Source organism: Marinomonas algicola, assembly GCF_014805825.1.
In the GTDB taxonomy this organism is placed as follows: Bacteria; Pseudomonadota; Gammaproteobacteria; order Pseudomonadales; family Marinomonadaceae; genus Marinomonas; species Marinomonas algicola.
The window spans coordinates 254,652-281,575 of record NZ_CP061941.1; the positions used below are offsets into that span (position 1 = coordinate 254,652).

General features: G+C 43.8%; 21 protein-coding genes, 3 rRNA genes and 1 pseudogene. 19 read left to right on the plus strand and 6 right to left on the minus strand.

Annotated elements, in window-relative coordinates; translation table 11 throughout:
- Nucleotides 1-45: 45 nt before the first annotated feature.
- The 3 genes from fabB to ispB form a co-directional block, all read right to left on the minus strand.
- The gene (gene fabB / locus IEZ33_RS01210) at nt 46-1,263 is read right to left on the minus strand and encodes a beta-ketoacyl-ACP synthase I (RefSeq protein WP_191601923.1); all 1,218 of its coding nucleotides are present in this window, start codon (nt 1,261-1,263) and stop codon (nt 46-48) included.
- Nucleotides 1,264-1,292: 29 nt separating this feature from the next.
- On the minus strand, nt 1,293-1,808 hold the full coding sequence (gene fabA / locus IEZ33_RS01215) for a bifunctional 3-hydroxydecanoyl-ACP dehydratase/trans-2-decenoyl-ACP isomerase (protein ID WP_191601924.1): 516 nt from the start codon (nt 1,806-1,808) through the stop codon (nt 1,293-1,295).
- A gap of 317 nt (nt 1,809-2,125) precedes the next feature.
- Nucleotides 2,126-3,118 carry an octaprenyl diphosphate synthase gene (gene ispB, locus IEZ33_RS01220; protein ID WP_191601925.1) on the minus strand — a complete coding sequence of 331 codons (993 nt, stop codon included), beginning with the start codon at nt 3,116-3,118 and terminating at the stop codon, nt 2,126-2,128.
- Between the two features lie 288 nt (nt 3,119-3,406).
- Between ispB and rplU the strand changes: the two genes are divergently transcribed.
- The 5 genes from rplU (at nt 3,407) to IEZ33_RS01245 (ending at nt 6,862) form a co-directional block, all read left to right on the plus strand.
- Nucleotides 3,407-3,715 (plus strand): 50S ribosomal protein L21, encoded by a 309-nt coding sequence (gene rplU / locus IEZ33_RS01225; protein WP_191601926.1) that lies wholly within the window; start codon nt 3,407-3,409, stop codon nt 3,713-3,715.
- Between the two features lie 33 nt (nt 3,716-3,748).
- Complete coding sequence (gene rpmA, locus IEZ33_RS01230; RefSeq protein ID WP_191601927.1) at nt 3,749-4,006, plus strand: 50S ribosomal protein L27; 258 nt, start codon at nt 3,749-3,751, stop codon at nt 4,004-4,006.
- A 110-nt stretch (nt 4,007-4,116) separates the two neighbouring features.
- Nucleotides 4,117-5,310: an Obg family GTPase CgtA gene (cgtA, locus tag IEZ33_RS01235; protein WP_191601928.1), complete on the plus strand. Its 1,194-nt coding sequence runs from the start codon at nt 4,117-4,119 to the stop codon at nt 5,308-5,310.
- Between the two features lie 40 nt (nt 5,311-5,350).
- Nucleotides 5,351-6,475 carry a glutamate 5-kinase gene (gene proB / locus IEZ33_RS01240; protein ID WP_240009600.1) on the plus strand — a complete coding sequence of 375 codons (1,125 nt, stop codon included), beginning with the start codon at nt 5,351-5,353 and terminating at the stop codon, nt 6,473-6,475.
- Nucleotides 6,476-6,502: 27 nt separating this feature from the next.
- Entirely contained in the window at nt 6,503-6,862 is a 360-nt protein-coding gene (locus tag IEZ33_RS01245; RefSeq protein ID WP_191601929.1) for a diacylglycerol kinase, read from the plus strand.
- Nucleotides 6,863-6,943: 81 nt separating this feature from the next.
- On the opposite strand, the gene rpsT is transcribed toward IEZ33_RS01245, so the two are convergent.
- A complete protein-coding gene (rpsT, locus tag IEZ33_RS01250; RefSeq protein WP_191601930.1) occupies nt 6,944-7,207 on the minus strand; it encodes a 30S ribosomal protein S20 in 264 nt (87 codons plus the stop codon).
- Between the two features lie 322 nt (nt 7,208-7,529).
- Here rpsT and murJ point away from each other — a divergent pair, with 322 nt between their 5' ends.
- The 9 genes from murJ to rrf all read left to right on the plus strand — a co-directional run bounded on the left by murJ (nt 7,530) and on the right by rrf (nt 20,385).
- Nucleotides 7,530-8,993 (plus strand): murein biosynthesis integral membrane protein MurJ, encoded by a 1,464-nt coding sequence (murJ, locus tag IEZ33_RS01255; protein ID WP_338040936.1) that lies wholly within the window; start codon nt 7,530-7,532, stop codon nt 8,991-8,993.
- A gap of 85 nt (nt 8,994-9,078) precedes the next feature.
- The gene (gene ribF / locus IEZ33_RS01260) at nt 9,079-10,008 is read left to right on the plus strand and encodes a bifunctional riboflavin kinase/FAD synthetase (protein WP_191601931.1); all 930 of its coding nucleotides are present in this window, start codon (nt 9,079-9,081) and stop codon (nt 10,006-10,008) included.
- 31 nt (nt 10,009-10,039) lie between these two features.
- Nucleotides 10,040-12,862 (plus strand): isoleucine--tRNA ligase, encoded by a 2,823-nt coding sequence (gene ileS / locus IEZ33_RS01265; protein ID WP_191601932.1) that lies wholly within the window; start codon nt 10,040-10,042, stop codon nt 12,860-12,862.
- An 8-nt stretch (nt 12,863-12,870) separates the two neighbouring features.
- The gene (lspA, locus tag IEZ33_RS01270) at nt 12,871-13,368 is read left to right on the plus strand and encodes a signal peptidase II (protein ID WP_191601933.1); all 498 of its coding nucleotides are present in this window, start codon (nt 12,871-12,873) and stop codon (nt 13,366-13,368) included.
- The gene (locus IEZ33_RS01275; RefSeq protein WP_191601934.1) at nt 13,365-13,796 is read left to right on the plus strand and encodes an FKBP-type peptidyl-prolyl cis-trans isomerase; all 432 of its coding nucleotides are present in this window, start codon (nt 13,365-13,367) and stop codon (nt 13,794-13,796) included. Before lspA ends, IEZ33_RS01275 begins: the two co-directional genes overlap by 4 nt.
- Nucleotides 13,793-14,743, plus strand: coding sequence for a 4-hydroxy-3-methylbut-2-enyl diphosphate reductase (ispH, locus tag IEZ33_RS01280; protein ID WP_191601935.1), 951 nt, complete (start codon nt 13,793-13,795; stop codon nt 14,741-14,743). Before IEZ33_RS01275 ends, ispH begins: the two co-directional genes overlap by 4 nt.
- A 448-nt stretch (nt 14,744-15,191) precedes the next feature.
- Nucleotides 15,192-16,729: ribosomal RNA gene (locus IEZ33_RS01285) — 16S ribosomal RNA — on the plus strand.
- Between the two features lie 394 nt (nt 16,730-17,123).
- A 23S ribosomal RNA gene (locus tag IEZ33_RS01290) occupies nt 17,124-20,010 on the plus strand.
- A 260-nt stretch (nt 20,011-20,270) separates the two neighbouring features.
- Nucleotides 20,271-20,385 (plus strand): 5S ribosomal RNA (gene rrf, locus IEZ33_RS01295).
- The 16S, 23S and 5S rRNA genes sit together here, the layout of an rRNA operon.
- A 157-nt stretch (nt 20,386-20,542) precedes the next feature.
- On the opposite strand, the pseudogene IEZ33_RS01300 reads toward rrf, so the two are convergent.
- Together IEZ33_RS01300 and IEZ33_RS01305 are read right to left on the minus strand one after the other, a co-directional pair.
- A pseudogene (locus IEZ33_RS01300) lies at nt 20,543-20,920 on the minus strand (transposase); the annotation flags it as partial.
- Nucleotides 20,921-20,936: 16 nt separating this feature from the next.
- Complete coding sequence (locus IEZ33_RS01305) at nt 20,937-21,608, minus strand: response regulator transcription factor (RefSeq protein WP_191601937.1); 672 nt, start codon at nt 21,606-21,608, stop codon at nt 20,937-20,939.
- Between the two features lie 163 nt (nt 21,609-21,771).
- Between IEZ33_RS01305 and IEZ33_RS01310 the strand changes: the two genes are divergently transcribed.
- The 5 genes from IEZ33_RS01310 to IEZ33_RS01330 are packed head-to-tail and all read left to right on the plus strand — an operon-like array spanning nt 21,772 to nt 26,852.
- Entirely contained in the window at nt 21,772-22,653 is an 882-nt protein-coding gene (locus IEZ33_RS01310; protein WP_240009601.1) for a MotA/TolQ/ExbB proton channel family protein, read from the plus strand.
- Nucleotides 22,643-23,050: an ExbD/TolR family protein gene (locus IEZ33_RS01315; RefSeq protein WP_191601938.1), complete on the plus strand. Its 408-nt coding sequence runs from the start codon at nt 22,643-22,645 to the stop codon at nt 23,048-23,050. The genes IEZ33_RS01310 and IEZ33_RS01315 overlap by 11 nt, the downstream gene beginning before the upstream one ends.
- Nucleotides 23,047-23,451 carry an ExbD/TolR family protein gene (locus IEZ33_RS01320; protein WP_191601939.1) on the plus strand — a complete coding sequence of 135 codons (405 nt, stop codon included), beginning with the start codon at nt 23,047-23,049 and terminating at the stop codon, nt 23,449-23,451. Before IEZ33_RS01315 ends, IEZ33_RS01320 begins: the two co-directional genes overlap by 4 nt.
- Nucleotides 23,452-23,453: 2 nt before the next feature.
- The gene (locus IEZ33_RS01325) at nt 23,454-24,530 is read left to right on the plus strand and encodes an energy transducer TonB (RefSeq protein ID WP_206696890.1); all 1,077 of its coding nucleotides are present in this window, start codon (nt 23,454-23,456) and stop codon (nt 24,528-24,530) included.
- Nucleotides 24,531-24,539: 9 nt separating this feature from the next.
- A complete protein-coding gene (locus tag IEZ33_RS01330) occupies nt 24,540-26,852 on the plus strand; it encodes a TonB-dependent receptor (protein ID WP_191601940.1) in 2,313 nt (770 codons plus the stop codon).
- The last annotated feature ends 72 nt before the right edge of the window (nt 26,853-26,924 follow it).

Genomic DNA, 26,924 nt, shown 5'->3' on the forward strand with positions numbered 1-26,924 from the left:
AAAAACCAGCAGAAGCTGGTTTTTTTATATCTGAAAACGCATTATTTAAGCTTGGTACTTCTTGAATATCAAGCTTGCGTTAGTGCCACCAAATCCAAAGCTATTGGACATAATATAGTTCAAGTCAGCGTTATCTTTGCGTGTAGTGACAACAGGAATATCTCCAGCAGCTGGATCCAGTTCATCCACGTTTGCTGATGCTGCGATGAAGTTGTTTTCCATCATCAACAAGCAATAAATAGCTTCGTGAACCCCCGCAGCGCCTAAAGAGTGGCCTGACAAAGACTTAGTTGAGCTGATTAAAGGGATCTCATCACCAAAGGTTTCGTTTACAGCTTGCAATTCTTTCATATCACCAGCTGGTGTGCTTGTACCGTGAGTATTGATGTAATCAACTTTCTCGTCAATTGTGCTCATTGCCATTTGCATACAACGAACGGCACCTTCACCAGAAGGAGCAACCATGTCGTAACCATCAGATGTTGCGCCATAGCCAACGAGTTCGGCGTAGATTTTTGCACCACGTGCTTTAGCGTGCTCTAGTTCTTCAATAACCAACATACCACCACCGCCTGCGATTACAAAACCATCACGGTTTGCATCGTATGCACGAGACGCTTTTTCAGGTGTGTCATTATATTTAGAAGAAAGCGCACCCATTGCATCAAACATACACGTTTGAGTCCAGCTTTCTTCTTCGCCACCACCTGCAAAGACAACATCTTGTTTGCCTAATTGAATAAGCTCCATTGCATTACCAATGCAATGGGCGCTTGTAGAGCAAGCTGAAGTAATTGAGTAGTTAACGCCTTTAATTTTAAATGGCGTTGCCAAACAAGCTGATACCGTGCTACCCATAGTTTGAGTGACTCGGTAAGGGCCAACACGTTTTACGCCTTTCGCTCGTAATGTGTCCGCTGAATCGACTAAGTTCTGTGCAGAAGCACCACCAGAGCCTGCAATTAAGCCCGTTCTGATGTTCGATACCTGGTCTTCGGTCAGCCCTGAATCCGTAATGGCTTGTTGCATAGAAACATAGGCATAAGTCGCCGCAGGCCCCATAAAACGGCGTGTTTTACGGTCAATTAAGTCGTCTGACTCTAGGTCTACACGACCACAAACATGGCTGCGAAAGCCCATTTCTTTATAGTCATCAGCAAAGCGAATGCCGGATTTGCCTTCTAATAGTGAATTTAGGACGCTGCTCTTGTCATTACCAAGACAGCTTACAATACCAAGACCAGTTACAACTACGCGACGCATAGAAAGTGCCTCTCTATTCTTTATCTTTTTTAAAAGTTTTCAGTTGAGGTAAATAAACCTACACGCAAATCTGTTGCTGTATAAATGACACGTCCATCAACAGCAACGGTTCCATCAGCAATGCCCATAACCAATTTACGTTCGATAACGCGCTTGAGCTGGATATTAAAAGTCACTTTTTTTGCTGTTGGTAGAATTTGACCAGTGAATTTAACTTCGCCACACCCTAGTGCACGTCCCCTGCCTTTGTTGCCTTTCCAGCCAAGGAAAAAACCGACAAGTTGCCACATAGCATCTAAGCCTAGGCAACCAGGCATAACAGGGTCGCTTGGAAAATGACAATCAAAGAACCAAAGATCTGGAGAAATATCAAGTTCAGCAATGATCTCTCCTTTTCCATGTTCACCGCCTTCAGCAGTAATTTTGGTAATGCGGTCCATCATAAGCATGTTGCCGACAGGTAATCGTGCATTACCCTCGCCGAACATTTCGCCGTAACCGCATTTTAATAGTTCGTCTTTTTCAAACGATGAAGCTGTAGTCATTGTAATCCTATTCCCCTAGCTTAATGGTGTTCGTTCATATACACCGCTATGGTCCAATTTACGTTAATAAAATTTGCTGAATTATATCGCTTCAAGCCGCTAATATGAACGTTTGTATGGAAAAAAACCAACTTAGCACATTAAAAGCTGGAAAAACACCAAACAAAGCGAGTTCTTGTTCGCCCTGAAATCAGTTTTCCTGATGCCTGATAGTCGTTATATTACTCGTGTTTATGATTTTTTTATGCTCGAAGACGATATATGACCTAATTGTCACGTTTATGGTCTTTTTAATACAGTTATCTTTACATTATGCGTTAAGATTTTCGTTTAACGGAAGCGTTGGCTAACGCAATAAGAGCGTCTTTATAAGGCGTTTGAGGTAGGCCTTTAATGGCTTCGCATGCCAAAAATGCCTGCTCTTCCGCTTTATTCTGAGTGTATTTAATTGCCCCACAAGACGTTACATCTTGCATTATTTGCTCTATGTTATCTAAGCCACCACTCAAAATCGCATCTCTAACACGTTCCTTAGCATCTTCTGTGCCGTGCTTCATTGTGTAGATCAAGGGTAATGTGGGCTTACCTTCTGCAAGGTCGTCTCCAACACTTTTTCCCATTTCCTCCGCTGTACTTGTGTAGTCCATAACGTCATCAATTAATTGAAATGCTGTACCGACATGCATCCCATATTTAGCCATTGCTTGATTATGCTGTTCACTTGCGTTTGCAATAACTGAACCGCAAAGCGCCGCTCCTTCAAATAATTTAGCTGTCTTATATTGAATGACTTTTAAATAACTCTCTTCTGTTGTGTCTGGGTCGCCACAATTAATAAGTTGCTGTACTTCACCCTCAGAAATCACGTTGGTTGTTTCAGACAGTATTTGCATACAGCGCATACTGCCCACTTCAACCATAATTTGAAAAGCGCGTGAATATAAAAAATCACCCACTAAAACACTGGGCGCGTTGCCCCATTCTTCATTGGCTGTCTTTTTACCTCGTCGCATATTCGATTCGTCAACCACATCGTCGTGCAAAAGGGTTGCCGTATGAATAAACTCGATAATGGTTGCCAAGCGTACCATATTGCTTTGTTCTACTGACTCCTCTAACGCATCTTCATAACCACAGGCTCGTGCTGAAAGCAGTACCATTAATGGCCGTAAGCGCTTACCGCCATTACTTATAATGTAATAGCCTATTTGCTCGATAAGGGGAATGTCACTTTTCAGCTGCGACATTATATGTGAGTTTACGTTGGCGAATTCATTAGCCACAACATCATGAATAGGGTTGGATTGCATGCAATTTCCGAAATTAAAATAGTCTCAAGCTGACTCGTTGGTTGCTTCATGCTAGGTAAGTGGAGCCTTCTGGTCAACCCATAGATGAAAAATCCTACATGATTCAGCTTTTTACTTGTCAAACATGGTTCGATTTTGTACAATCCTGCGTCCGATTTATCCACATTTTGCTCCCTATCATATGGTAATCTGATATTTGTGCGATGAGGTATCATTAAACACGTATTGGGCCACTAGAAGTAGGTCAAATTAACCTAGTAGCCGGATAAATCTTATTGGAGAGAATACATGTTTGCAGTTATTAAAACTGGTGGTAAACAATACCGCGTTCAAGAAGGTCAAGTCCTTAAAATTGAAAAATTGAATGTTGAAGCAGGTAACGCTGTTGATTTCAACGATGTATTGCTAGTTAGCAATGGTGACGATGTGAAAATTGGCGCTCCAGTTGTTGATGGTGCATTAGTAACAGCAGAAGTTGTTTCTCATGGCCGTGGCGATAAAGTTAAGATCCTTAAGTTCCGTCGTCGTAAGCATTCGATGAAGCGTATGGGTCACCGTCAATGGTTCACAGAAGTTAAAATTACGTCTATTAAATAAGCGTGATTGATTCAATATTAAGGGGTGTAAATTATGGCTCATAAGAAAGCCGGTGGTAGTACTCGTAACGGTCGCGATTCCGAATCGAAACGATTAGGTGTCAAACGCTTTGGTGGTCAAGTTGTTATTCCTGGTAACATCTTAGTTCGTCAGCGCGGTACACAGTTCCATCCAGGTGAAGGCGTGCGTTGTGGTAAAGACCACACGTTGTTCGCTGTAGCTGAAGGTCAAGTTAAGTTTGAAGTAAAAGGTAAATTTAAGCGTCGTACAGTTTCTGTCGTTGCTGCTTAATTCTCTTTGAATTCAGAAAAGAGCTCCGCAGCGGCGGGGCTTTTTTTTTGGAAAAATTCTATAGACTAGGTAATACTAGTAATTTGTTATACACCTAAGAGGGTGACACTGTGAAATTCGTTGATGAAGCCAGTATCTATGTTCGGGCAGGCAAGGGTGGTAATGGCTGTTTGAGTTTTTGGCGCGAAAAATTCGTTGCAAAAGGCGGTCCAGACGGCGGTGACGGCGGTGACGGCGGTAGTATTATTTTGCAAGCAGATGCGGCGCTTAATACTTTGATTGATTATCGCTATACACGAAGCTATCAAGCCGAGACGGGCGAGGGTGGTAAAGGCCGTGATATGACTGGCTCGAAAGGTGTTGATTTAGTCCTTACTGTTCCTGTGGGTACAACTGTTATTGATGAAGATACAGGGGAGACCTTGGGTGATCTGACTCGTGATGGTGAGCAGCTTAAAGTGGCTCAAGGTGGTTTAAAGGGGTTAGGGAATACTCGTTTTAAATCCAGTACTAATCGTGCGCCAAGGCAAACGACTAAGGGCACAGAGGGTGAAGAACGTTCGCTGAAATTAGAAATGAAGCTACTTGCGGATGTGGGGTTGTTAGGATTACCTAATGCGGGCAAGTCGACTTTTATTCGCTCTGTATCATCTGCGAAGCCGAAAGTAGCGGATTACCCTTTTACTACATTAGTGCCTAATTTGGGTGTCGTAAAAGTCAAAAAGCATCAGAGTTTTGTTATTGCGGATATTCCAGGAATTATAGAAGGTGCGGCTGATGGTGCTGGGTTGGGTATTCGATTCCTGAAACATTTAGTACGTAATCGCATACTACTGCATTTAGTTGATTTGGCTCCGTGGGATGAAATTACACCGGCTGAAGCGGCGGTTATTGCGGTAAATGAGTTACACCAATTTAGCCCTACTTTGGGTGCACGTGAACGTTGGTTGGTTTTGAATAAAATTGACATGGTTCCAGAAGATGAACTTGAAGAGCGCTGTCAGTCTGTTATTGATGCATTAGGTTGGGAAGGCCCAACATACAGAGTGTCAGCCATTTCAGGGGAGGGGACTCAGGTTCTATGTTTGGATCTCATGACCGCTTTAGACGAAAGACGTTTGTTACTTAAAGAGAGTCCCGAAGAGCGAGAAGCAGAAGACGAAATGCGTCGTCAAATCGATGAAGAAGGTAGAGAGCGTATTCAATCTTATCGTGCCGCGAAAAGAGCGGAGGCGCAGGGTGATGACTTTGACGACGACTTCGACGACGACGATTATGATGTAGAAGTTGAATACGTTAAATAATGTTCTTTTGTCTAAATGAGAAAGTGAGAAAACCAGCACCATGGATATGCGAGAAAAAATAGCAAAGGCTCAGAGGGTTGTCATAAAGATAGGGAGTGCTTTATTGACAAATGATGGTCAAGGCTTGGATGTAAAAAGTATTGGCAAGTGGGTGGAGCAAATTGCTCATTTACGTGACTCTGGGAAGGAGGTGGTGTTGGTGTCATCAGGCTCAATTGCAGCAGGAATGACGCGTTTGGGGTTTTCTACTAGGCCTAAGCGCGTTAATGAGCTGCAGGCTGCTGCTGCGCTTGGTCAGATGAAGTTGGTCGGTTTGTATGAGTCCTATTTTGTTGACCACGGTTTGCATACGGCGCAAATTTTATTAACCAATGATGATTTATCTAATCGCCGTCGCTACCTTAATGCGCGCTCAACGTTAAGAACCTTATTGTCTTTTGGTGTTATACCGATCGTTAATGAAAATGACACTGTGGTGACCGATGAAATACGTTTTGGTGATAATGATACTTTAGGTGCATTGGTGGCCAATCTGGTTGAGGCGGATGTACTGGTTATCTTGACGGATCAGCTTGGTTTGTACGATAAGAACCCACGAGATCATGCTGATGCTCAGCTCATTCCTTATGCTTATGCTTCTGATGAGCGATTAGAGGGTATGGCAAGTGGTGGTGCAGGCGCTTTAGGCAGTGGTGGTATGTTGACAAAAATTAGAGCGGCGCGATTAGCTGCACGTTCTGGTGCTGATACGTTAATTGTTTCAGGACGAGAGACGGATGTGATTTCTCGTGCTCTATCTGGTGAAGTGTTGGGTACTTGGTTGCAGCCTGAGCAGGGGCGCTTAGCGGCTCGTAAACAGTGGTTGGCTGGACACCTAAAAAGTCGTGGATCTCTTGTTTTGGATGCTGGAGCGGTTGACGCGTTGCGATCCGGTGGGAAGAGTCTTTTGCCTGTCGGTGTTCTTGATGCGGAAGGGGCGTTCTCGCGTGGGGACATGGTTCGTTGCGTCAATGAAGCTGGTGTTCTGGTTGCAAGGGGGTTAGTGAACTACGGCGTGGCGGAAACGTTAAAGCTTGTGGGTCATGGTTCGGCGGAGATAGGCTCTATTCTTGGGTATGAGGGCGAGCCTGAATTGATTCATTGTGATGATTTGGTGATTGTGTAATGTCTATGAGTCGAGGGGGTGGGTTTTATGGCTAAGCCGGGTAAGACAGGCGTTGCTAGAGTGTTTGCTGCAATGAAATACTCTTATCAAGGATTGACTGCACAGTGGCGCTATGAGGCCGCCTTTCGTCAAGAGGTAATCCTGCTGTTGGTCGCAATACCATTTGCTTTTTGGTTGGGAGAGACAAGATTAGAGCAGGCTTTCATGGTTTTCTCAGTTGCTTTAGTTGTCATTGTCGAAACGTTTAACTCTAGTGTTGAGGCTGTCGTGGATCGTATTAGTGATGAGCATCATGAGTTATCTGGTCGTGCAAAAGATTTGGGATCGGCTGCCGTGATGCTTTCTTTGTTTTTAGCGGCATTTGTTTGGGTGATGTTACTTTTTTAGCTTTGGTTGAAGGCACTTGTGACTGAGGTGGGTTTTCAGTCATAAAAAAACCGGCTGAGGCCGGTTTTTTTTACGTTCAAATTAAGCGATTGCTTTGATTTGAGCGTTTAGGCGGCTCTTATGGCGAGCTGCTTTGTTTTTGTGATAAAGGCCTTTAGTGGTCGCTTTATCCAATTTAGAAGTTGCTACAACATAAGCTGCTTGAGCTTCTTCTTTGTTACCTGCTTCGATAGCTGCATCTACTTTTTTCAAGTAAGTGCGCACCATTGAGCGTAGGCCACCATTGTGAGCGCGACGTTTGATCGCCTGGCGCGCACGTTTTTTTGAACCGGCGGAATTTGCCACGGTTGGCTCCTTAAATTCGAAAATGAAACGATACAACACTGCGTTGTTTCGTGAAATCAATGTCAAGTGTAACTTGAAAATCTCGCGGCAAATTTTACCAGCTTTTAATCTCACCACAACCCCAAACTGTGAATTATTCATACAATCAGAGGCGTTTTTTCTTATTCTCGTAGGATAATGGGTGTTATTCTTGCGAATTTACAAAAGTAAGCGAGCTTTTTCCATGCGACGAGAGTCTAAAGCGGTTAGTAGATCTTCTTTTTCATTGTTGAGATCTGGTGTTGTTGTCTCTATTTGCACCTTTATGTCCAGGATCTTAGGATTGGCTAGAGATGCGTCTCTTGCTTTCGTTTTAGGTGCGAGTGGCGGAGCTGATGCTTTTTATGTTGCATTCAAAATCCCTAATTTTTTTCGCCGTCTGTTTGCTGAAGGGGCTTTTTCACAAGCGTTTGTCCCTGTTCTAAGCGATTATAAAGTGAATAAGGAATACGAAGATGTTCGGGCGTTAGTTTCAGCCGTAAGTGGTTCTTTAGGGTTGGTGCTTTTGTTTATAACGGTGGTTTTTATGTTAGGTGCACCGTGGATTATTCAATTGTTTGCGCCAGGCTTCTCAAGTGACAATGCTCAGATGGCGCTAGGTGCAGATTTACTAACAATCACTTTTCCTTATCTTATGTTTATATCATTAACGGCTTTGGCTGGAGGGATTCTTAATAGCCATGGGGAATATGCTGTTCCTGCAATTACGCCAATTTTTTTAAATCTATCAATATTGGTAGCGACTTTGGTGTTTGCTGTTGAGGCGCATAACAAAGAAACCGTCATCGCGTGGGGGGTGTTTGCTGCTGGGCTAATACAGCTGTTATTTCAGGTTCCTTTTTTGGCTCGTTTGAAATTGCTGCCAATGCCTACTGTCAATTTTTCGCATCCTGGGGTTAGGCGTATTTTGACACTTATGTTACCCGCTTTATTTGGGGTTTCTGTCAGTCAAATTAATCTGTTATTAGATACGGTGTTGGCGTCTTTTTTAGAGACGGGAAGTATTACGTGGTTATATTTGTCTGATCGTTTATATGAATTGCCTTTAGGTGTGTTTGCAATTGCTATTAGTACTGTTGTATTACCCTCTTTGTCTCGCAGTTTTTCTGGTGGCGACGATGGTAAATTTGTAAAGACATTAGATTGGGGGATGCAAATTATTTTCTTTATTGCTCTGCCATCATCACTGGCGTTATTTCTATTGGCTGAGCCATTAATCGCGACAATTTTCTTCCGGGGATTGTTAACTGTTAACGACGTTTCTATGGCGGCTCAGAGTTTGCAGGCTTACTCATTAGGTCTGCTGTTTATGATGTCCATTAAGGTGTTGGCTCCTGGATATTACGCTCGTCAAGATACCAAAACGCCCGTTCGTATTGGGATCTTTGCTATGGTAGCTAATATGGTATTGAATTTATTGTTAGTTGGGCTGTTCGGCCATGTTGGCCTGGCGCTCGCTACCTCTATTGCGTCCGCATTAAATGCATTTTTGCTTTGGCGAGGGTTGAGCAAGCAGGGATATTATCAGTTTTCAGTAATATGGTGGAAGGTATTGAGAGTGGCTTTATTTGGCCTGTTTTGTCTTATGATTGGTCTGGTTTGGGTAAGTAATCAAAATATAGAGTGGACGGCGTTAGCTGACTTAGAAAGAGTGCTGTATTTACTTGTTATTGTTGTTGGTGGGGTCATGGCCTACATAGGAGGCGCATTTGCGTTAGGGTTTAGATTGAAAATGCTGAGACTCTAGTATTCCAGCCTACCGTATAAAGTCGAACTGCTATATAATCTAAGTATTTTTCAGTAGAAAATAACTTTGGCTTAGATGGGGCTCTATGAAGTTAATTAGAGGTATTCATAATATACGGTTACATCATCAAAAATGTGTATTAACAATTGGTAATTTTGATGGTGTTCATCGTGGGCATCAAGCTATTTTGTCTCGTGTTAAATTCTTAGCAAGTGAATACCGGGTGCCTTCTTGTATTATGATTTTTGAGCCTCAACCTAGAGAGTTTTTTTCATCAGATAACGCGCCTGGTAGAATCACTCAATTGCGAGATAAGGTAAGACTTTTAGAAGGGCAAGGCATTGATTACGTACTCGTTATGCCCTTCAATAAAAACTTGCAGCAACTTACCGCAAGAGAGTTCTGCCGCTCTATATTGACAGATGGGTTGCAGGTTCGACATTTAGTAGTGGGCGATGATTTTCGTTTTGGTTGTGACCGACAAGGTGATTTTAATTATTTGAATCAGTTTGGGATAGAACATGATTTTGTCGTTGAAAATACAACCTCTGTGGTCACGCAAAAGCAAGAACGCGTAAGCAGTTCTTTGATTAGGTCGTTATTGAAAGAAAGTGATATCGCTCAGGCAGAAATAGCATTGGGCCATCCTGTTGAATTGTCTGGGAGAATTGTTCGAGGTAAGCAGCTTGGACGAACATTAGGTTTCCCAACGGCCAATGTACATTTAAAATCAGCTAAACCGGCTCTGACTGGTGTATATGCTGTTTTACTTGTTCACAATGGGATTGAATACCCTTCTGTTGCGAACATTGGAACCCGTCCAACCGTCGATGGTGTGCAGACAATTTTGGAAGTGAACATCTTTGGTTTTACCGGTGACTTATACGGTGAGTATGTCAATGTGAGATTTTGTCAGTTTATACGTGATGAGCGTAAAATGGCTGGCTTAGAAGAGTTAGAAAAACAAATTCAGTTAGATAAAGAAAAAGCGCAACACTATTTTATTAATCAGTGAACGATGATCTTTGAGGATAAATCGAAAAACCATGAGTGATTATAAACCAACACTGAACTTGCCAGAAACGAGCTTCCCTATGAGAGGGGATCTGGCAAAACGTGAGCCTGTTATGCTAAAACATTGGCAGGATATAGATCTATACAACAAAATTCGTGAAGTGAGTAAAGGGCGTAAACCGTTTGTTTTACATGATGGTCCTCCATATGCGAATGGTGATATTCATATTGGTCACGCAGTAAATAAAATCCTCAAAGATATTATTGTGAAGTCAAAAACAGTAAGTGGTTTTGATGCACCTTACATCCCCGGTTGGGACTGCCACGGTTTGCCAATTGAGCATAAAGTAGAGCAGCTAATCGGCAAAGCTGGGACGAAAGTTTCTTACAAAGAGTTTCGCGCAAAATGTCGTGAGTATGCTCTGACTCAAATAGAAGGCCAAAAGAAAGATTTCATTCGTCTTGGTGTGTCTGGTGATTGGGAAAAACCTTATCTAACCATGAATTTCAAGACGGAAGCGAATATTGTCAGGGCTCTGGGTAAAATTGCTGAAAATGGCCACCTAGTAAAAGGCTTTAAACCCGTTTATTGGAGTGTGGTGGGTGGTTCTGCATTAGCGGAAGCCGAAGTAGAGTATCAAGACAAAACGTCGCTATCTTTAGATGTTCGTTATGCGCCGCAAGATGAAGCGACACTGCTATCTAGGTTTGTCGGTGCTGAAGGTGAGGGTAAAGTTTCTGTTGTTATTTGGACGACTACGCCTTGGACTTTACCAGCGAGCCAAGCGGTTTCTGTACATCCTGAATTCAATTATGCGTTAGTTGAAGTTGATATGGGGTTGGGTAAAGAGCGTTTGATCGTAGCGGAAGACATGGTTGCAGGTTTGATGGCGCGTTATGGCGTAACAGACTTCCGTATTGTTGGTCGTACTGTGGGTGTTGAGCTTGCTGGCGCAATATTGAATCATCCGTTCCTAGAGCGTGATATCCCCGTTATCTTAGGTGAGCACGTGACCACTGAAGCCGGTACGGGTTGTGTTCATACCGCGCCAGATCATGGTGTGGATGACTTTAATGTTGGTCGTGAAAACGGTATTGGTACGATTAATCTTGTTCAAGATAATGGTGTTTATACTGATGCAGCGGGTGAGTTTGCGGGTTTGCATGTTTATAAAGTGGACGGTGCTGTACTAGAGGCATTGAATCGCAACAATGCATTGGTGTTTGAGTCGAAGATTTTTCATAGTTATCCACATTGCTGGCGTACTAAAACGCCTTTGATCTTCCGTGCTACACCGCAATGGTTTATCAGTATGACTAAGGAAGGTTTATTGGATGCCGCGAAAAATGCCGTTGAAGGTGTTAAGTGGGTACCAAGTTGGGGACAGAATCGCATGGAAGGGATGTTAAATAACAGCCCTGATTGGTGTGTGTCTCGTCAGCGTACTTGGGGGGTTCCAATTGCTTTGTTTATAAACAAAGAAACTCAAGAGCTTCATCCTCAGACACCTCGTTTAATCGAAGAAGTGGCTAAGCGCATTGAAGTTGAAGGGATTGACGCTTGGTTTGAAATGGATACTGAAGCGCTTTTAGGTGCAGAGGCTGAAAAATACAGCAAAGTAACGGATACCTTGGATGTTTGGTTTGACTCAGGTGTGACGCATTATTCTGTTATTGATCAGAGAGCTGAGCTGAGCTTCCCCGCTGATTTGTATTTAGAAGGTTCCGATCAGCATCGTGGTTGGTTCCAATCCTCGTTGAAAACATCTATTGCGATCCGCGGTGTCCCACCATATAAGCAGGTACTAACTCACGGTTTTACTGTGGACGGTGACGGTCGTAAGATGTCTAAGTCTTTGGGGAATGTGTTATCCCCGCAAAAAGTGATGGATACTTTGGGTGCTGATATCATTCGTTTATGGGTAGCTGCAACAGATTATACAACTGAAATGACGGTATCCGATGAAATTCTGAAACGTGTGGCTGACTCGTATCGCCGTATCCGTAATACGGCACGCTTTATGTTGTCTAATTTAAATGGTTTTGATCCTGAACTGCATACCGTTGCCCCAGAGAAGATGATTGCTTTAGATCGCTGGATTGTAGATAAGGCGGCAAAACTGCAAAAAGAATTAGATACAGCTTACAATGAGTATCAGTTTCATACTGTGAATCAGAAAATTCAGAATTTCTGTTCCGTCGAACTGGGTGGTTTTTATCTTGATATTGTTAAAGATCGTCAATATACAACTCAAGAAAACAGTTTGGCTCGCCGCTCGGCTCAAACAGCGCTTTATCATATAGTCGAAGCGTTTAGTCGTTGGATCGCCCCAGTATTGAGTTTTACTGCGGATGAACTTTGGCAATCATTACCAGGTAAAAGAGGTGAGTCAGTCTTCTTAGAAACCTGGTATGAAGGGCTCACAGAGCTGCCTGACAATACTGAATATGGAAATGCATTCTGGTCAACGATTCAACAGATGAAAGAGTCCGTTAATAAGGTATTAGAGCAAAACCGTAGTGAAGGTAAAATTAAGGCGTCACTAGGTACAGAGCTTGGCTTGTATTGTGATGGCCCTCTTTATGATGCGCTTGTTTCTTTATCTGATGAACTGCGTTTCATCTTGATTGCTTCTAAAGTAACTGTCTTACCATTATCTGAAGCGCCTTCTGAAGCCGTAGCAACAGAACTGGATGCTTTAAAAGTCACGGTAGAGTTAAGTGAAAATGCAAAGTGTGTTCGTTGTTGGCATCATCGAGAAGAAGTTGGTACACGTGAAGCGCATCCTGAGTTGTGTGATCGTTGTATTTCTAACTTACCGGACGGAGAGGGTGAGAGTCGCCTTTACGCATAATGGTTTCAATGAATGAGTTAAAACGAGTGCAGCGCTGGTGGGCGCTGGCTTGTGTCATTATTGCGCTCGATTGGCTTACAAAACAGTGGGCCAATACCAGTTTGTATTATGGGCAAGAGATTCCTCTCTTGCCTTTTTTTGATTTAACGTTGCGATATAACACGGGCGCAGCATTTAGCTTTCTAGCTCAAGCTGGTGGTTGGCAACGTTGGTTTTTTACGGTTATTGCTCTTGCTGTCAGTATTGGTATCAGTTGGCGCTTGTTGAAAATTGGCAAGACAAACTATTGGGAGTCCTTATCCTTATCGTTAATATTAGGTGGGGCACTTGGGAACTTATACGATCGTCTTGTATATGGCCATGTAATCGATTTTATTCAGTTACATTGGCAGCAGAGTTGGTATTTTCCCGCGTTTAATATAGCGGATAGCGCCATATCAATGGGTGTTGTTGTTATGTTGTTGGAAAGCTTTTTAAATAAAAAGGCAGTGAGTGATCAAACATGAGTAAAATTACCGAACAAAGCGATATTACATTACATTTCGAGTTGGCGTTAAACGATGGTCAAGTAGTTGATTCAACATTTGAGAAGTCGCCTGCGCAATTTAGTTATGGTGATGGAAGCTTATTGCCTTCGTTTGAAGAAATGTTAATAGGCTTAGAAGAGGGTCAAGAAGCTAGCTTTAATATGTCTCCAGAAAAAGCTTTCGGTATGAGAAACCCTAATAACATTCAACGAATGCCTCGCAGTCAGTTTGCGATTGATATTGAAGAGGGCATGATCGTATCTTTTGCTGATGTTGGAAAAAACGAACTGCCGGGAGTGATCGCTTCTATAGAAGATAATGAAGTGGAAGTCGATTTTAATCACCCATTATCAGGCCGTGATCTTGTATTCAGAGTGAAAGTTCTAAAGATAGGGCCGAGTGAATGAGTTTTTCAATTCAGTTAGCGAACCCGAGAGGCTTTTGTGCTGGTGTAGATCGAGCGATTGATATTGTAAATCGTTGCTTGGATCTATTTGAGGCACCTATCTATGTGCGTCATGAAGTAGTGCATAACAAATTCGTTGTCGAAACCCTAAAGTCACGTGGTGCTGTTTTTGTTGAAGAATTAGATCAAGTTCCAGATGATAATATTGTGATCTTTAGTGCGCACGGTGTTTCTCAAGCGGTTCGAATGGAAGCGGATCGACGAGGTTTAAAGGTGTTTGATGCGACTTGTCCGTTGGTCACTAAAGTTCACCTTGAAGTCGTGCGGTTCTCACGAGATGGCATGGAATGTGTGTTGATAGGGCATGATGGTCATCCAGAGGTCGAGGGCACAATGGGGCAATATGATGCAACCAATGGTGGTGCTATTTATTTAGTTGAAAGCCCTGATGATGTATCAAACTTAATTGTTAAAAATCCCAATGCACTGGCTTTTGTCACGCAAACAACCTTGTCGATGGACGATACATCTGTTGTTATTGATGCTTTACGCTCTACCTTTCCAAATATACAGGGCCCCAAAAAGGACGATATTTGTTACGCCACTCAAAATCGACAAGATGCAGTCAAAACGCTTGCGGCAGAATCGGATTTGGTTTTAGTGGTCGGTTCAGTTAATAGCTCGAATTCCAATAGACTAAAAGAATTGGCTGAGAGAATGGGGTCAACGGCTTACTTAATAGATAACGCAGCAGAGATTCAAGTCGAATGGCTAAGTGATATAGCCAGTGTTGGTGTTACTGCGGGAGCGTCTGCGCCTGAAGTTTTGGTTAATCAAGTTATTGAGCGATTAAAGCAAGAAGGAGGCTCCGCTCCTGTTGAAATAGAGGGCAGAGAAGAAAATGTTTCTTTTTCTATGCCCAAAGAACTTAGAATTATTAACCTGTAAACAATAGGCCAGTGTTGTTTCGCTGGTTTCTGTGTGTTTATTGTACTGACCTCAATGGATTTTGTGTGGAAAACGAACGATTTCCTGCTTGGATCACTTTAATTGCCTTTTTTTATAATAAATTCCAAAAAAGGGTTGCACTAAATCTGTAGATCCTTAATATACGCCCTCGCTGACACGGACAACCACTCAGAACAACGAGTGACTGCCCAGCAAGAAGAAACAAAATACTGTGTTCTTCTTGTCTTACTTTAGTCAGCACGCTCTTTAAAATAGTTAATCAGATAATTTGTGTGGGCGCTCGCTGGAGACTTCGAAAAAATTTGAAGTCTTACGAGAGTCCAAACACTTTCAATTCGTTCTTGTTTGTTTGATTTATCAAACAAACATTTAAGTTTAGTTAGAGTTAAATTTGAGTAAGCAAGCTGATTTATCAGCACAAGATCTTAAACTGAAGAGTTTGATCATGGCTCAGATTGAACGCTGGCGGCAGGCTTAACACATGCAAGTCGAGCGGAAACGATGTAGCTTGCTACAGGCGTCGAGCGGCGGACGGGTGAGTAACGCGTAGGAATCTGCCTAGTAGTGGGGGACAACATGTGGAAACGCATGCTAATACCGCATAAGCCCTACGGGGGAAAGGAGGGGATCTTCGGACCTTTCGCTATTAGATGAGCCTGCGTGAGATTAGCTTGTTGGTGAGGTAAAGGCTCACCAAGGCGACGATCTCTAGCTGGTCTGAGAGGATGACCAGCCACACTGGGACTGAGACACGGCCCAGACTCCTACGGGAGGCAGCAGTGGGGAATATTGGACAATGGGCGCAAGCCTGATCCAGCCATGCCGCGTGTGTGAAGAAGGCCTTAGGGTTGTAAAGCACTTTCAGAGGGGAGGAAAGGTTATTGATTAATACTCAATAGCTGTGACGTTACCCTCAGAAGAAGCACCGGCTAACTCTGTGCCAGCAGCCGCGGTAATACAGAGGGTGCAAGCGTTAATCGGAATTACTGGGCGTAAAGCGCGCGTAGGTGGTTTGTTAAGTCGGATGTGAAAGCCCAGGGCTCAACCTTGGAATGGCACCCGATACTGGCAGGCTAGAGTACGATAGAGGAGTGTGGAATTTCCTGTGTAGCGGTGAAATGCGTAGATATAGGAAGGAACATCAGTGGCGAAGGCGACACTCTGGATTGATACTGACACTGAGGTGCGAAAGCGTGGGGAGCAAACAGGATTAGATACCCTGGTAGTCCACGCCGTAAACGATGTCTACTAGCCGTTGGGTTGTAATGACTTAGTGGCGAAGCTAACGCAATAAGTAGACCGCCTGGGGAGTACGGCCGCAAGGTTAAAACTCAAATGAATTGACGGGGGCCCGCACAAGCGGTGGAGCATGTGGTTTAATTCGACGCAACGCGAAGAACCTTACCTACTCTTGACATCCAGAGAATTCGCTAGAGATAGCTTAGTGCCTTCGGGAACTCTGAGACAGGTGCTGCATGGCTGTCGTCAGCTCGTGTTGTGAAATGTTGGGTTAAGTCCCGTAACGAGCGCAACCCTTATCCTTATTTGCCAGCACTTCGGGTGGGAACTTTAAGGAGACTGCCGGTGACAAACCGGAGGAAGGTGGGGACGACGTCAAGTCATCATGGCCCTTACGAGTAGGGCTACACACGTGCTACAATGGCGCATACAGAGGGCGGCGAACTTGCGAAAGTAAGCGAATCCCACAAAGTGCGTCGTAGTCCGGATTGGAGTCTGCAACTCGACTCCATGAAGTCGGAATCGCTAGTAATCGTGAATCAGAATGTCACGGTGAATACGTTCCCGGGCCTTGTACACACCGCCCGTCACACCATGGGAGTTGATTGCTCCAGAAGTAGCTAGCTTAACCTTTCGAGGAGGGCGGTTACCACGGAGTGGTCAATGACTGGGGTGAAGTCGTAACAAGGTAGCCCTAGGGGAACCTGGGGCTGGATCACCTCCTTAAACGATACGAAGCTCTGGTGAGCGTTCACACAAATTATCTGATGACTACTTTATAGCGGCAATTGTACTAGGATAGAGTTCTAAGCAAGGTGTTGATGAAAGTGATTATGTGATGACCTGTCATCATATTGTTTGTCTTATTCATAAATGTCTGACTTAGTGCTTTGCACTAAACTTGCTCTTTAACAATGTAACTTTTTGAAATAGACGATAATCAAGCGTCAAACCGGTGGAAAGCATCTTTCTCTTTATTGAGAATAACCTGGATGACTTTCTAAAATCGTAAAATCCAGTGATGACACAAAAGCATCGTTGGTATGTGATCTGAGTGTTGTTTTGATACTGGCTCTTCTTTAAGAAGCGTTAGGCATCAAAAAACTACTTTGGGTTATATGGTCAAGTGACCAAGCGTGCACGGTGGATGCCTTGGCAGTCAGAGGCGATGAAGGACGTGGTAATCTGCGATAAGGTTCGGGGAGTTGATAAACAAACTTTGATCCGAACATTTCCGAATGGGGAAACCCACCCGCTTGCGGGTATCATTAACTGAATACATAGGTTAATGAGGCGAACTCGGGGAACTGAAACATCTAAGTACCCGAAGGAAAAGAAATCAACCGAGATTCCCTAAGTAGCGGCGAGCGAAAGGGGATTAGCCCTTAATTGATTTGGTGTTAGTAGAACAAGCTGGAAAGCTTGGCCGTAGAGAGTGAAAGCCTCGTATACGAAAACGCCTTATCAATGAAATCGAGTAGGACGGGACACGTGGTATCCTGTCTGAATATGGGGGGACCATCCTCCAAGGCTAAATACTCCTGACTGACCGATAGTGTACCAGTACCGTGAGGGAAAGGCGAAAAGAACCCCGGCGAGGGGAGTGAAATAGAACCTGAAACCGTGTACGTACAAGCAGTGGGAGCGGACTTAGTTCCGTGACTGCGTACCTTTTGTATAATGGGTCAACGACTTATTTTCAGTAGCAAGGTTAACCATTTAGGGGAGCCGTAGGGAAACCGAGTCTTAATAGGGCGTTTAGTTGCTGGGAATAGACCCGAAACCGGGCGATCTATCCATGAGCAGGTTGAAGGTTGGGTAACACTAACTGGAGGACCGAACCCACGTACGTTGAAAAGTCCGGGGATGACTTGTGGATAGGAGTGAAAGGCTAATCAAGCTCGGAGATAGCTGGTTCTCCTCGAAAGCTATTTAGGTAGCGCCTCGTATCTCACCATTGGGGGTAGAGCACTGTTTGGGCTAGGGGGTCATCCCGACTTACCAACCCCATGCAAACTCCGAATACCGATGAGTGCAATTACGGGAGACACACGGCGGGTGCTAACGTCCGTCGTGGAAAGGGAAACAACCCAGACCGTCAGCTAAGGTCCCAAAGTTACAGTTAAGTGGGAAACGATGTGGGAAGGCTTAGACAGCTAGGAGGTTGGCTTAGAAGCAGCCATCCTTTAAAGAAAGCGTAATAGCTCACTAGTCGAGTCGGCCTGCGCGGAAGATATAACGGGGCTAAAACTGTACACCGAAGCTACGGATGCAAGATTTATCTTGCATGGTAGAGGAGCGTTCTGTAAGCCGTTGAAGGTCAAGCTGTAAGGCAGGCTGGAGGTATCAGAAGTGCGAATGTTGACATGAGTAACGATAAGGGGAGTGAAAAACTCCCCCGCCGGAAGACCAAGGTTTCCTGTCCCATGCTAATCAGGGCAGGGTGAGTCGGCCCCTAAGGCGAGGCAGAAATGCGTAGTCGATGGGAAACAGGTTAATATTCCTGTACTTATGTATATTGCGATGGAGAGACGGAGAAGGCTAGGCTAGCACGGCGATGGTTGTCCGTGTTTAAGGTAGTAGGTTGAAGGCTTAGGTAAATCCGGGCCTTCTTAAGACCGAGAGCTGATGACGAGTCCTCTTTTGGACGAAGTAGTTGATGCCATGCTTCCAGGAAAAACTTCTAAGCTTCAGATATACATGAACCGTACCCCAAACCGACACAGGTGGTCAGGTAGAGAATACCAAGGCGCTTGAGAGAACTCGGGTGAAGGAACTAGGCAAAATGGCACCGTAACTTCGGGAGAAGGTGCGCCGGTTAGTGTGAAGGATTTACTCCGTAAGCATTGACCGGTCGAAGATACCAGGTGGCTGCGACTGTTTATTAAAAACACAGCACTCTGCAAACACGAAAGTGGACGTATAGGGTGTGACGCCTGCCCGGTGCTGGAAGGTTAATTGATGGGGTTAGCGTAAGCGAAGCTCTTGATCGAAGCCCCAGTAAACGGCGGCCGTAACTATAACGGTCCTAAGGTAGCGAAATTCCTTGTCGGGTAAGTTCCGACCTGCACGAATGGCGTAACGATGGCCACACTGTCTCCACCCGAGACTCAGTGAAATTGAAATCGCAGTGAAGATGCTGTGTATCCGCGGCTAGACGGAAAGACCCCGTGAACCTTTACTATAGCTTCACAGTGAACTTTGAACCTACTTGTGTAGGATAGGTGGGAGGCTTTGAAACTAGGACGCCAGTTCTAGTGGAGCCAAACTTGAAATACCACCCTGGTATGTTTGAGGTTCTAACTCAGGTCCCTTATCGGGATCGAGGACACTGTGTGGTGGGTAGTTTGACTGGGGCGGTCTCCTCCCAAAGAGTAACGGAGGAGCACGAAGGTGTGCTCAGCATGGTCGGAAATCATGCGAAGAGTGTAAAGGCAAAAGCGCGCTTAACTGCGAGACAGACACGTCGAGCAGGTACGAAAGTAGGTCTTAGTGATCCGGTGGTTCTGTATGGAAGGGCCATCGCTCAACGGATAAAAGGTACTCCGGGGATAACAGGCTGATACCGCCCAAGAGTTCACATCGACGGCGGTGTTTGGCACCTCGATGTCGGCTCATCACATCCTGGGGCTGAAGCCGGTCCCAAGGGTATGGCTGTTCGCCATTTAAAGTGGTACGCGAGCTGGGTTTAGAACGTCGTGAGACAGTTCGGTCCCTATCTGCCGTGGACGTTTGAGATTTGAGAGGAGCTGCTCCTAGTACGAGAGGACCGGAGTGGACGAACCTCTGGTGTTCCGGTTGTCACGCCAGTGGCATTGCCGGGTAGCTATGTTCGGACGGGATAACCGCTGAAAGCATCTAAGCGGGAAGCCTCCCTCAAGATGAGATCTCACTGGGACATAAGTCCCCTAAAGAGCCGTTGAAGACTACGACGTTGATAGGTTGGGTGTGTAAGTGCTGTGAGGCATTGAGCTAACCAATACTAATTGCTCGTGAGGCTTGACCATATAACACCAAAGTGGTTTTAAGTGATAAAGAGAGACTGAGAAAACTCGAAAAGAGAAGGGTCAAACGCATCATGAAAAGATCATAGAGACACAGATTACGACGCGCATCAGCGATGATGTGGCTGGTTTGATACTTGGTTATCGCTATTTCAAAAAAGCATTGTTAAAGATTCAAGCACGTACTGGCGTGTTGTGAGTGAAGAAGCTGGATTAAGCCTAAGGGCTTAACACAGGCACTCAGAACGAACGCAACCGGTTTGCTTGACGATCATAGAGACGTTGAACCACCTGATTCCATCCCGAACTCAGAAGTGAAAAGCGTCATCGCCAATGGTAGTGTGGCATTCGCCATGTGAGAGTAGGTCGTCGTCAAGTTTCAATTAGAAAGCCCTGATGGCTCACGCTGTCAGGGTTTTTTTTCGTCTGTAGATCGGGATTTAAGCTGACAATAGGGTATAGGGATATCTTGGGGCCGTATGTGGTGACGTCCCATAAAGTGTGTCTTCTTCCGATAACTTTACTTTTTTATCCGTTAATTAAACTTGTGGCTTTTTGAAAGCCGACTTACCGAATATTGATAAGTCGTGTGGTTGATATGAATAGTCACTTTGCTTAATAACGTTAACACAGATTCTACTTTGGGCATCGAATTCCGAATTTTCAAGGTTCGTTTGAACGATTTATTCAGTCGCTCAATCCAGTTTGTTGTGCAGATCATATTTCGAATCTCGTATTCAAATTCTTGATAGGTGGAATAATAACTCATAAAATTTGGATTACTGAGCTTAATGAGGTCTGGATAGCGTTTACACCACTTTTCAGAAATGTGCTGTGCCTTGAGAGATAAACTCTCTCTTGTATCTTCTCTGTTGTTTAGTTGGAAAATATTCGCTAAATCTTCAACTATCCTGTTCAAAGAAGTGTGTTTATGTATGATTTTCAATATAGAAACCGTAACCAGGTGACGTTTTGAGTAAGCTGGATGCGTTTCCTGTATTTAATATTTTGCGTAATTTGTGGATATGCACTCTAAGTTTGTTGCTATTTGGTATATCGTCTCCCCAAAGACTTTGTATTAAGCTCGCTTTAGAGACTGGGTGGGGACTGGCTCTTAAAAGCGTTTCTAAGAGTGTAAATGAGGTAGGAGTTAATACTATCTCCTGATCATATAGCATACCTTTTCGATTATTAAGGTCTAAGCGTAGAGGGCCATTAACAAGTTGTGTGATTTGTCCACTTCGTCGTTTTGCTAATACGTTAAGACGAGCAATTAGCTCTTTTATTTCGTATGGTTTAACCATGTAGTCATCTGCACCTGCAGCAAAACCAGCTAGTTTATCTTCTAAAGTACCGCGAACGGTTAATATCAATACAGAAGTATCAATACCTTTGATTCGGATTTTTCTACATAAAGACAAACCGTCCATTCCTGGCATGTTAATATCAAGAATGATGACATTGTAGGTATTTTTTTCTATTAATTGAGCGCCTTCCAACCCGTTTGAAGCGTAATCACATATTATTTTTTCCCTTGCAAGGTTATCTATTAATGATCTTGCTAGGTCTTGATCATCTTCCACCAATAAAACGTCTAGCATTTCTTGCTCCAAATAATAAAAGTAGTGTTATAAAAAAATGATAAATACCGATTTTTTCGGTAAGTTAACGTATTTTTAACAGTATTGGCCATAGAATACCTCAACAGTAAGGCTAATACTAATGATAACTAATCTCTTTAGCGTTTAATGAATGGATCAAATAGTGGATACAAATAGTAACGATGTAAATAATGAACTGTCTTCAGAAGCGACTATTAACTCGATCTCTGAAACATTGCTTGATAATGGCACGTCTTCAGATGTTGTTAATGAAGTTATTGAGTCTACTTCTATTAATGATGCCTTGGTATTAACGGATGGTGTACAGGGTGACACTGTACAAGCCTTGGATGGTACAAGTGCGGATACAATGAGCCGCTTTGTAGATCAAGTTGTTTCCTTAATTGATGTTGGAGGGCCTGTTGTTTGGATACTGACGGTATTATCTGTTTTTTCATTGACGATTATCCTGCTGAAAGTTTGGCAATTTGTACGCGTTCGACCAGAGAATATAAAAGATGTAAAAGCAAGCCTTATCCATTGGGAAAATAATGACCCTAAAGCAGCATTGGCTGCGCTGGATAAACGACACCCTGTCTCTAATATTGTTCGTTATGCAATGGACGGCGTTTCTAATGAGCAAAATTCACAGCGCCTACAAGAAGAGTTAGGAAGGCAGGCTAATGAGTTTATTAACCAATTGCGTGGGCTGTTAAGGCCATTAGATGTCGTTGCTAGTTTGAGCCCTCTATTAGGGTTGATGGGAACCGTTCTGGGTATGATTGCCGCATTTCAGCAAATGGAAGCCGCAGGCAGTCAAGTTGATCCCTCTGTATTATCTGGTGGTATTTGGCAAGCACTGTTAACAACGGCGGCAGGTCTTGCTGTTGCTTTGCCTGTTTCTACAGCACATAGCTGGTTGGATCGTAAGGTCGAACGGGTTGGTTACGAAATTAATGATGCTGTCACTAGGGTGTTTACTCGTGCACCGGGCAAGCATGCTAATGAATTATCAAGTGTTGGGGGCAGTAGTCGTGCTGCTTGATCTACCAGCGCGCCGGAAAAATTCGATTAGTTTGACTCCTCTGATCGATGTTGTGTTTATTTTGTTATTGTTTTTTATGCTGTCTTCAACATTCAATCAAGCAAAGCAAATAGAGCTTAGTTCTGCTATGACGGGAAAAGCTAAGCAAGTTACGTCGTCGACAACCACACAGAAAATACTTCTCTACTCAGAAAATGATGTAGAAGTAAATGGCGTAAGATATGAGTGGAGGAGTCAGCAAATGTTAGATCAGTTAGCTTCATTTGCGGCTAACGGCGATAACGTTGTGTTAGCTGCGAGAAGTCATGTCAGCGTACAAAGTGTTATTAAACTTATTGATCAAGTCTCTGTTTCTGGTGTGAAAAATTTAAACATAAGCGAGTCCGTGACACGATGATACTCATCAAAACTAAGTCTGACTCCTCTTCTAAAGATAAGTTAGATGAGAGCATGATTCCGGCTATTAATATTGTCTTTTTGCTGCTGATTTTTTTTATGATTGCCGGTCATATTGAGTCAAGAAGTGATCTCTTAGTAATACCTTCATCAAGTAGTGAAACTGACCTCGTAATGCAAGAAATTGAGATCAGGGTAATGGCTGATAGTCGTTATTATTTAAATGATATTCAAATCAATAAGGATGAATTGGTTGAAAGAATTCGTAATCTTTCACCATCTACTGAGTCAAAAATTACTTGTCGCATACATAAAGAGTTACCGGCCTCGGCGATGGACCCAGTGCTCACTGCCGTTAGGTTATTAGGCGCTAAACAATTGCTCTTAGTTACGGAACAGTAGAAATGATAACCATCAAACATATTTTGATCAGTGTGGTTGCCGCTGTACTCATTCACATAGCCCTGTTAACTCCCTGGTTGTTTGATACAGAAGAGGGTGATGGTGCAATTGCAAAAGGGATTAATGGTCTACAGGTCAGTGTTGGGCTTGCAGGGAGTTTTACGGATGTTGCTGAAAGTAATAAAGCATTACAAGATCTCGAAGAAAGTATGACGCCCGAGCCGGAACCAGAAGTTGAACCGGAACCAGAAGTTGAACCTGAACCAGCAGTTGAACCTGAACCAGCAGTTGAACCAGAGCCAGTCGTTGAGCCTGAACCAGTCGTTGAACCTGAGCCAGCAGTTGAACCTGAGCCAGTCGTTGAACCTGAGCCAGTCGTTGAACCTGAACCAGTCGTTGAACCTGAATCAGAAGTTGAACCTGAGCCAGTCGTTGAACCTGAACCAGTCGTTGAACCTGAGCCAGTCGTTGAGCCTGAACCAGTCGTTGAACCTGAGCCAGTCGTTGAGCCTGAGCCAGCAGTTGAACCAGAGCCAGTCGTTGAGCCTGAACCAGTCGTTGAGCCTGAACCAGTCGTTGAGCCTGAACCAGTCGTTGAACCTGAACCAGTCGTTGAACCTGAACCAGAAGTTGAACCTGAACCTAAGTCAGAGGCGAAAACTGTTAGTAATCCTCTGCCCGAGGATACTCAGGACAATGATAAAAAAGCATCTATTTCGGCAACTAAAGCGACAGGCTCTGGAGAGCAGGTTGCAGCCGGAGGAAATCCTGCGGCGAAAGAAAGTTATTTAAGTAAAGTAATGGCTCGGATTGCAGATTCTAAGCGTTATCCTCGCAGCGCCCGTCGAGATGGGGTAACAGGTACATCGACAGTCGCATTTGTTATTAAACAAAATGGGCGAGTTATTAATGCAAGAGTTATCACTAGTTCTGGCGATCAGCGTTTAGATAAAGAGGCGCTCGCGATGCTGATAAGAGCGAGCCCTTTTCCACGAATTCCTAGGGAATTAGGTAAGGGGAGCCTAGAGCTGACTCTACCAATTAAATTTTCATTAAATACTAATCGTAAATTGTTTTAAGGAACCGTTATGCCCAGTAAAAACTCGTCACCAATAAAAAGTATTCGACAAGCAAATAGAGTCTATGGTTTAGCTCCTAGTACTCTTGCTTTAGCGATTTCTGGCGCATTGATTGCTGACCTTGCGATGGCCGCCGAAGAGCCTATTGTATTGGATAAACTCGATGTTGAAGAAACCATTACGCCTGATACAAATCCATATGCCGTGCCGGGATCGTCGTATTTAGCCGAAAAGCTTTCTGATCCACGTAGAACACGTTCATTAGCGGAAACGCCACAGACAATTACTGTGCTAACAGCGTCTGAAATCGCTGATACAGGACGCAGTGATTTACGTGAAATTCTAGATGCTCAACCAGGCATTACTTTGGGTACTGGTGAAAATGGTAACGCGTTTGGTGATCGATATGTTATTCGTGGACATGAAGCGCGCAGTGATATGTTTGTCGATGGTCTACGTGATCCAGGTATGGCGATTCGTGAAAGCTTTGCTGTAGAGCAAGTTGAGATCAGTAAAGGGCCAAGCTCTAGTTTTGCGGGCAGAGGTACTACTGGTGGAGCGGTAAACTCAGCGACTAAAAGAGCGAGTACGGAATACGATTTCGCGAAAATATCGGCGGGTGTAGGTACAGATAGTCACGCTCGTGGCACATTAGATATCAACCAAGTGATTGATTATGATACTGCGGTTCGTGCCAATATCTTGCTATCTCAAGAAGATGTACCGGACCGTTCGCCTGCCGATAGAGAGCGTAAAGGTGCTGCTTTTTCGGTTACGCATATGCCGACTGATAAATTAGAAATTACAGCCGATTATTACCACTTTGAGGGTGACGACAAACCTGATTTAGGGACTTACATTGATCGTACAACGGGTATTCCAGTTGAAAATATCCCTGTATATCTTCAGAACGAAGATTTTTTATCCTCGAAAGTGGATACGGCAACAGTGCGAGTGGGTTATGAAATTACCCCTAAAACTCGCCTTGTTAACTTAACTCGCTACGGTACGACAGACAATGGTTACTTATTAACAGGAGCGTCTGGAAGCACAGCTTATACAACCGAAGCCGATGCGAATAATGATGTTAATAGCTTTCCTTCTATTGGGCTTAGTACTCACCAAGGTTGGCAAGAGGTTGAGTCCTTTGCGAACCAACTAAATATTTTGAGTAACCAAGAAATCGGTGGTATGAATCATGAGTTGGTATTTGGTGTAGAATACAGTGATCAAAGTGTACTAAATGGGGTATATGACCGTACAACAAATGGAGCGACAAACTGTTATACCGCTGGTCGTAGAGGGGTTGGTGCGAGCCACTGTTTAACCGATGCTAATGGTAACTCAGTGTCCGACATTAATTCATTATTACAGAGAGAATACAGTAAAGGGGATTATGATACAGATTGGAATGTGAAAACATTATCTTTTTCTGTCATGGATACCGTTGACCTTAATGATAAATGGACGGCCTTTGGTGGCCTGCGTTACGATTATTATGATTATAAAACCATTGCTGGTACAACAACGTACGCGGATAAAGATGGTTTCCTGAATGGTCATTTAGGTGCGAGCTTTAAGATTAATGATAAAGCCAATGTCTATGCGAGCTATTCGACAGCGACCAATATTAACGGTGGGGAATCTGATGTGGGTACCAGCTGTGGATATGGTGGTATTTGTGTTGCAGGTGATGACCCAGACTTAGGGACGCCAGAAAAAACCGATAGCTGGGAGTTAGGGACTAAATGGCGCTTCAATGACGACAAGTTACTGGCTACTGCGGCGCTTTTCCGTATTACAAAAAATGATGTAATGGAAAGCCCTTCTGGCGATTCATACAGCACTTTGGGGTCTTTGAATACAGGACAGAACCAAGTAGATGGTATTGAAGTTGGGCTAGCTGGTAACTTGACTACTAAGTTGAGCGCGCAAGTTGGTTTTACCGTTATGGATGCTGAAGTGACTAAGTCGATCACCCCTGAGAATGTTGGCAAAACGCTGGCTAACTTTGCAGATAAATCGGCTTCTTTACACCTTCGCTATCAAGCAACACCTAAGTTTGCTTTTGGTGGCACCGCAACGTATGAAAGTGTTCGCTATGCGGGCCAACCAGACAGCGCCGCTGGTAACTATGCTGTACCTTCCTATACAGTGCTTGATGCGTTTGCGTCATACCAAGTCAATCGTGATATGTCGTTACGTATGAACGTGGGTAACCTGTTGAATGAAGATTATTATCTAGCCGCTTACCGTTCAGGGACATTCACTTATATTGGTGATAGAAGAAATGTTCAATTAACGATGGATTATAGCTTCTAATAGTTGATTTACGTTGTTCATTAAGTAGTGACTGTGTCACTGTAGTTTGATGCAAACATCCGTTTTTTTGAG

Excerpts from the sequence above, each read along its gene's own strand:
- IEZ33_RS01245 (WP_191601929.1), top strand. The coding sequence starts at position 6,503 with ATGGCTAAGCCGGGTAAGACAGGCGTTGCTAGAGTGTTTGCTGCAATG.
- fabB (WP_191601923.1), bottom strand. The coding sequence starts at position 1,263 with ATGCGTCGCGTAGTTGTAACTGGTCTTGGTATTGTAAGCTGTCTTGGT.
- IEZ33_RS01320 (WP_191601939.1), top strand. The coding sequence starts at position 23,047 with ATGATACTCATCAAAACTAAGTCTGACTCCTCTTCTAAAGATAAGTTA.
- ispH (WP_191601935.1), top strand. The coding sequence starts at position 13,793 with ATGAGTTTTTCAATTCAGTTAGCGAACCCGAGAGGCTTTTGTGCTGGT.
- fabA (WP_191601924.1), bottom strand. The coding sequence starts at position 1,808 with ATGACTACAGCTTCATCGTTTGAAAAAGACGAACTATTAAAATGCGGT.
- rpmA (WP_191601927.1), top strand. The coding sequence starts at position 3,749 with ATGGCTCATAAGAAAGCCGGTGGTAGTACTCGTAACGGTCGCGATTCC.
- rplU (WP_191601926.1), top strand. The coding sequence starts at position 3,407 with ATGTTTGCAGTTATTAAAACTGGTGGTAAACAATACCGCGTTCAAGAA.
- IEZ33_RS01330 (WP_191601940.1), top strand. The coding sequence starts at position 24,540 with ATGCCCAGTAAAAACTCGTCACCAATAAAAAGTATTCGACAAGCAAAT.
- ispB (WP_191601925.1), bottom strand. The coding sequence starts at position 3,118 with ATGCAATCCAACCCTATTCATGATGTTGTGGCTAATGAATTCGCCAAC.
- proB (WP_240009600.1), top strand. The coding sequence starts at position 5,351 with ATGGATATGCGAGAAAAAATAGCAAAGGCTCAGAGGGTTGTCATAAAG.
- IEZ33_RS01305 (WP_191601937.1), bottom strand. The coding sequence starts at position 21,608 with ATGCTAGACGTTTTATTGGTGGAAGATGATCAAGACCTAGCAAGATCA.
- ribF (WP_191601931.1), top strand. The coding sequence starts at position 9,079 with ATGAAGTTAATTAGAGGTATTCATAATATACGGTTACATCATCAAAAA.
- ileS (WP_191601932.1), top strand. The coding sequence starts at position 10,040 with ATGAGTGATTATAAACCAACACTGAACTTGCCAGAAACGAGCTTCCCT.
- lspA (WP_191601933.1), top strand. The coding sequence starts at position 12,871 with ATGAATGAGTTAAAACGAGTGCAGCGCTGGTGGGCGCTGGCTTGTGTC.
- IEZ33_RS01275 (WP_191601934.1), top strand. The coding sequence starts at position 13,365 with ATGAGTAAAATTACCGAACAAAGCGATATTACATTACATTTCGAGTTG.
- IEZ33_RS01325 (WP_206696890.1), top strand. The coding sequence starts at position 23,454 with ATGATAACCATCAAACATATTTTGATCAGTGTGGTTGCCGCTGTACTC.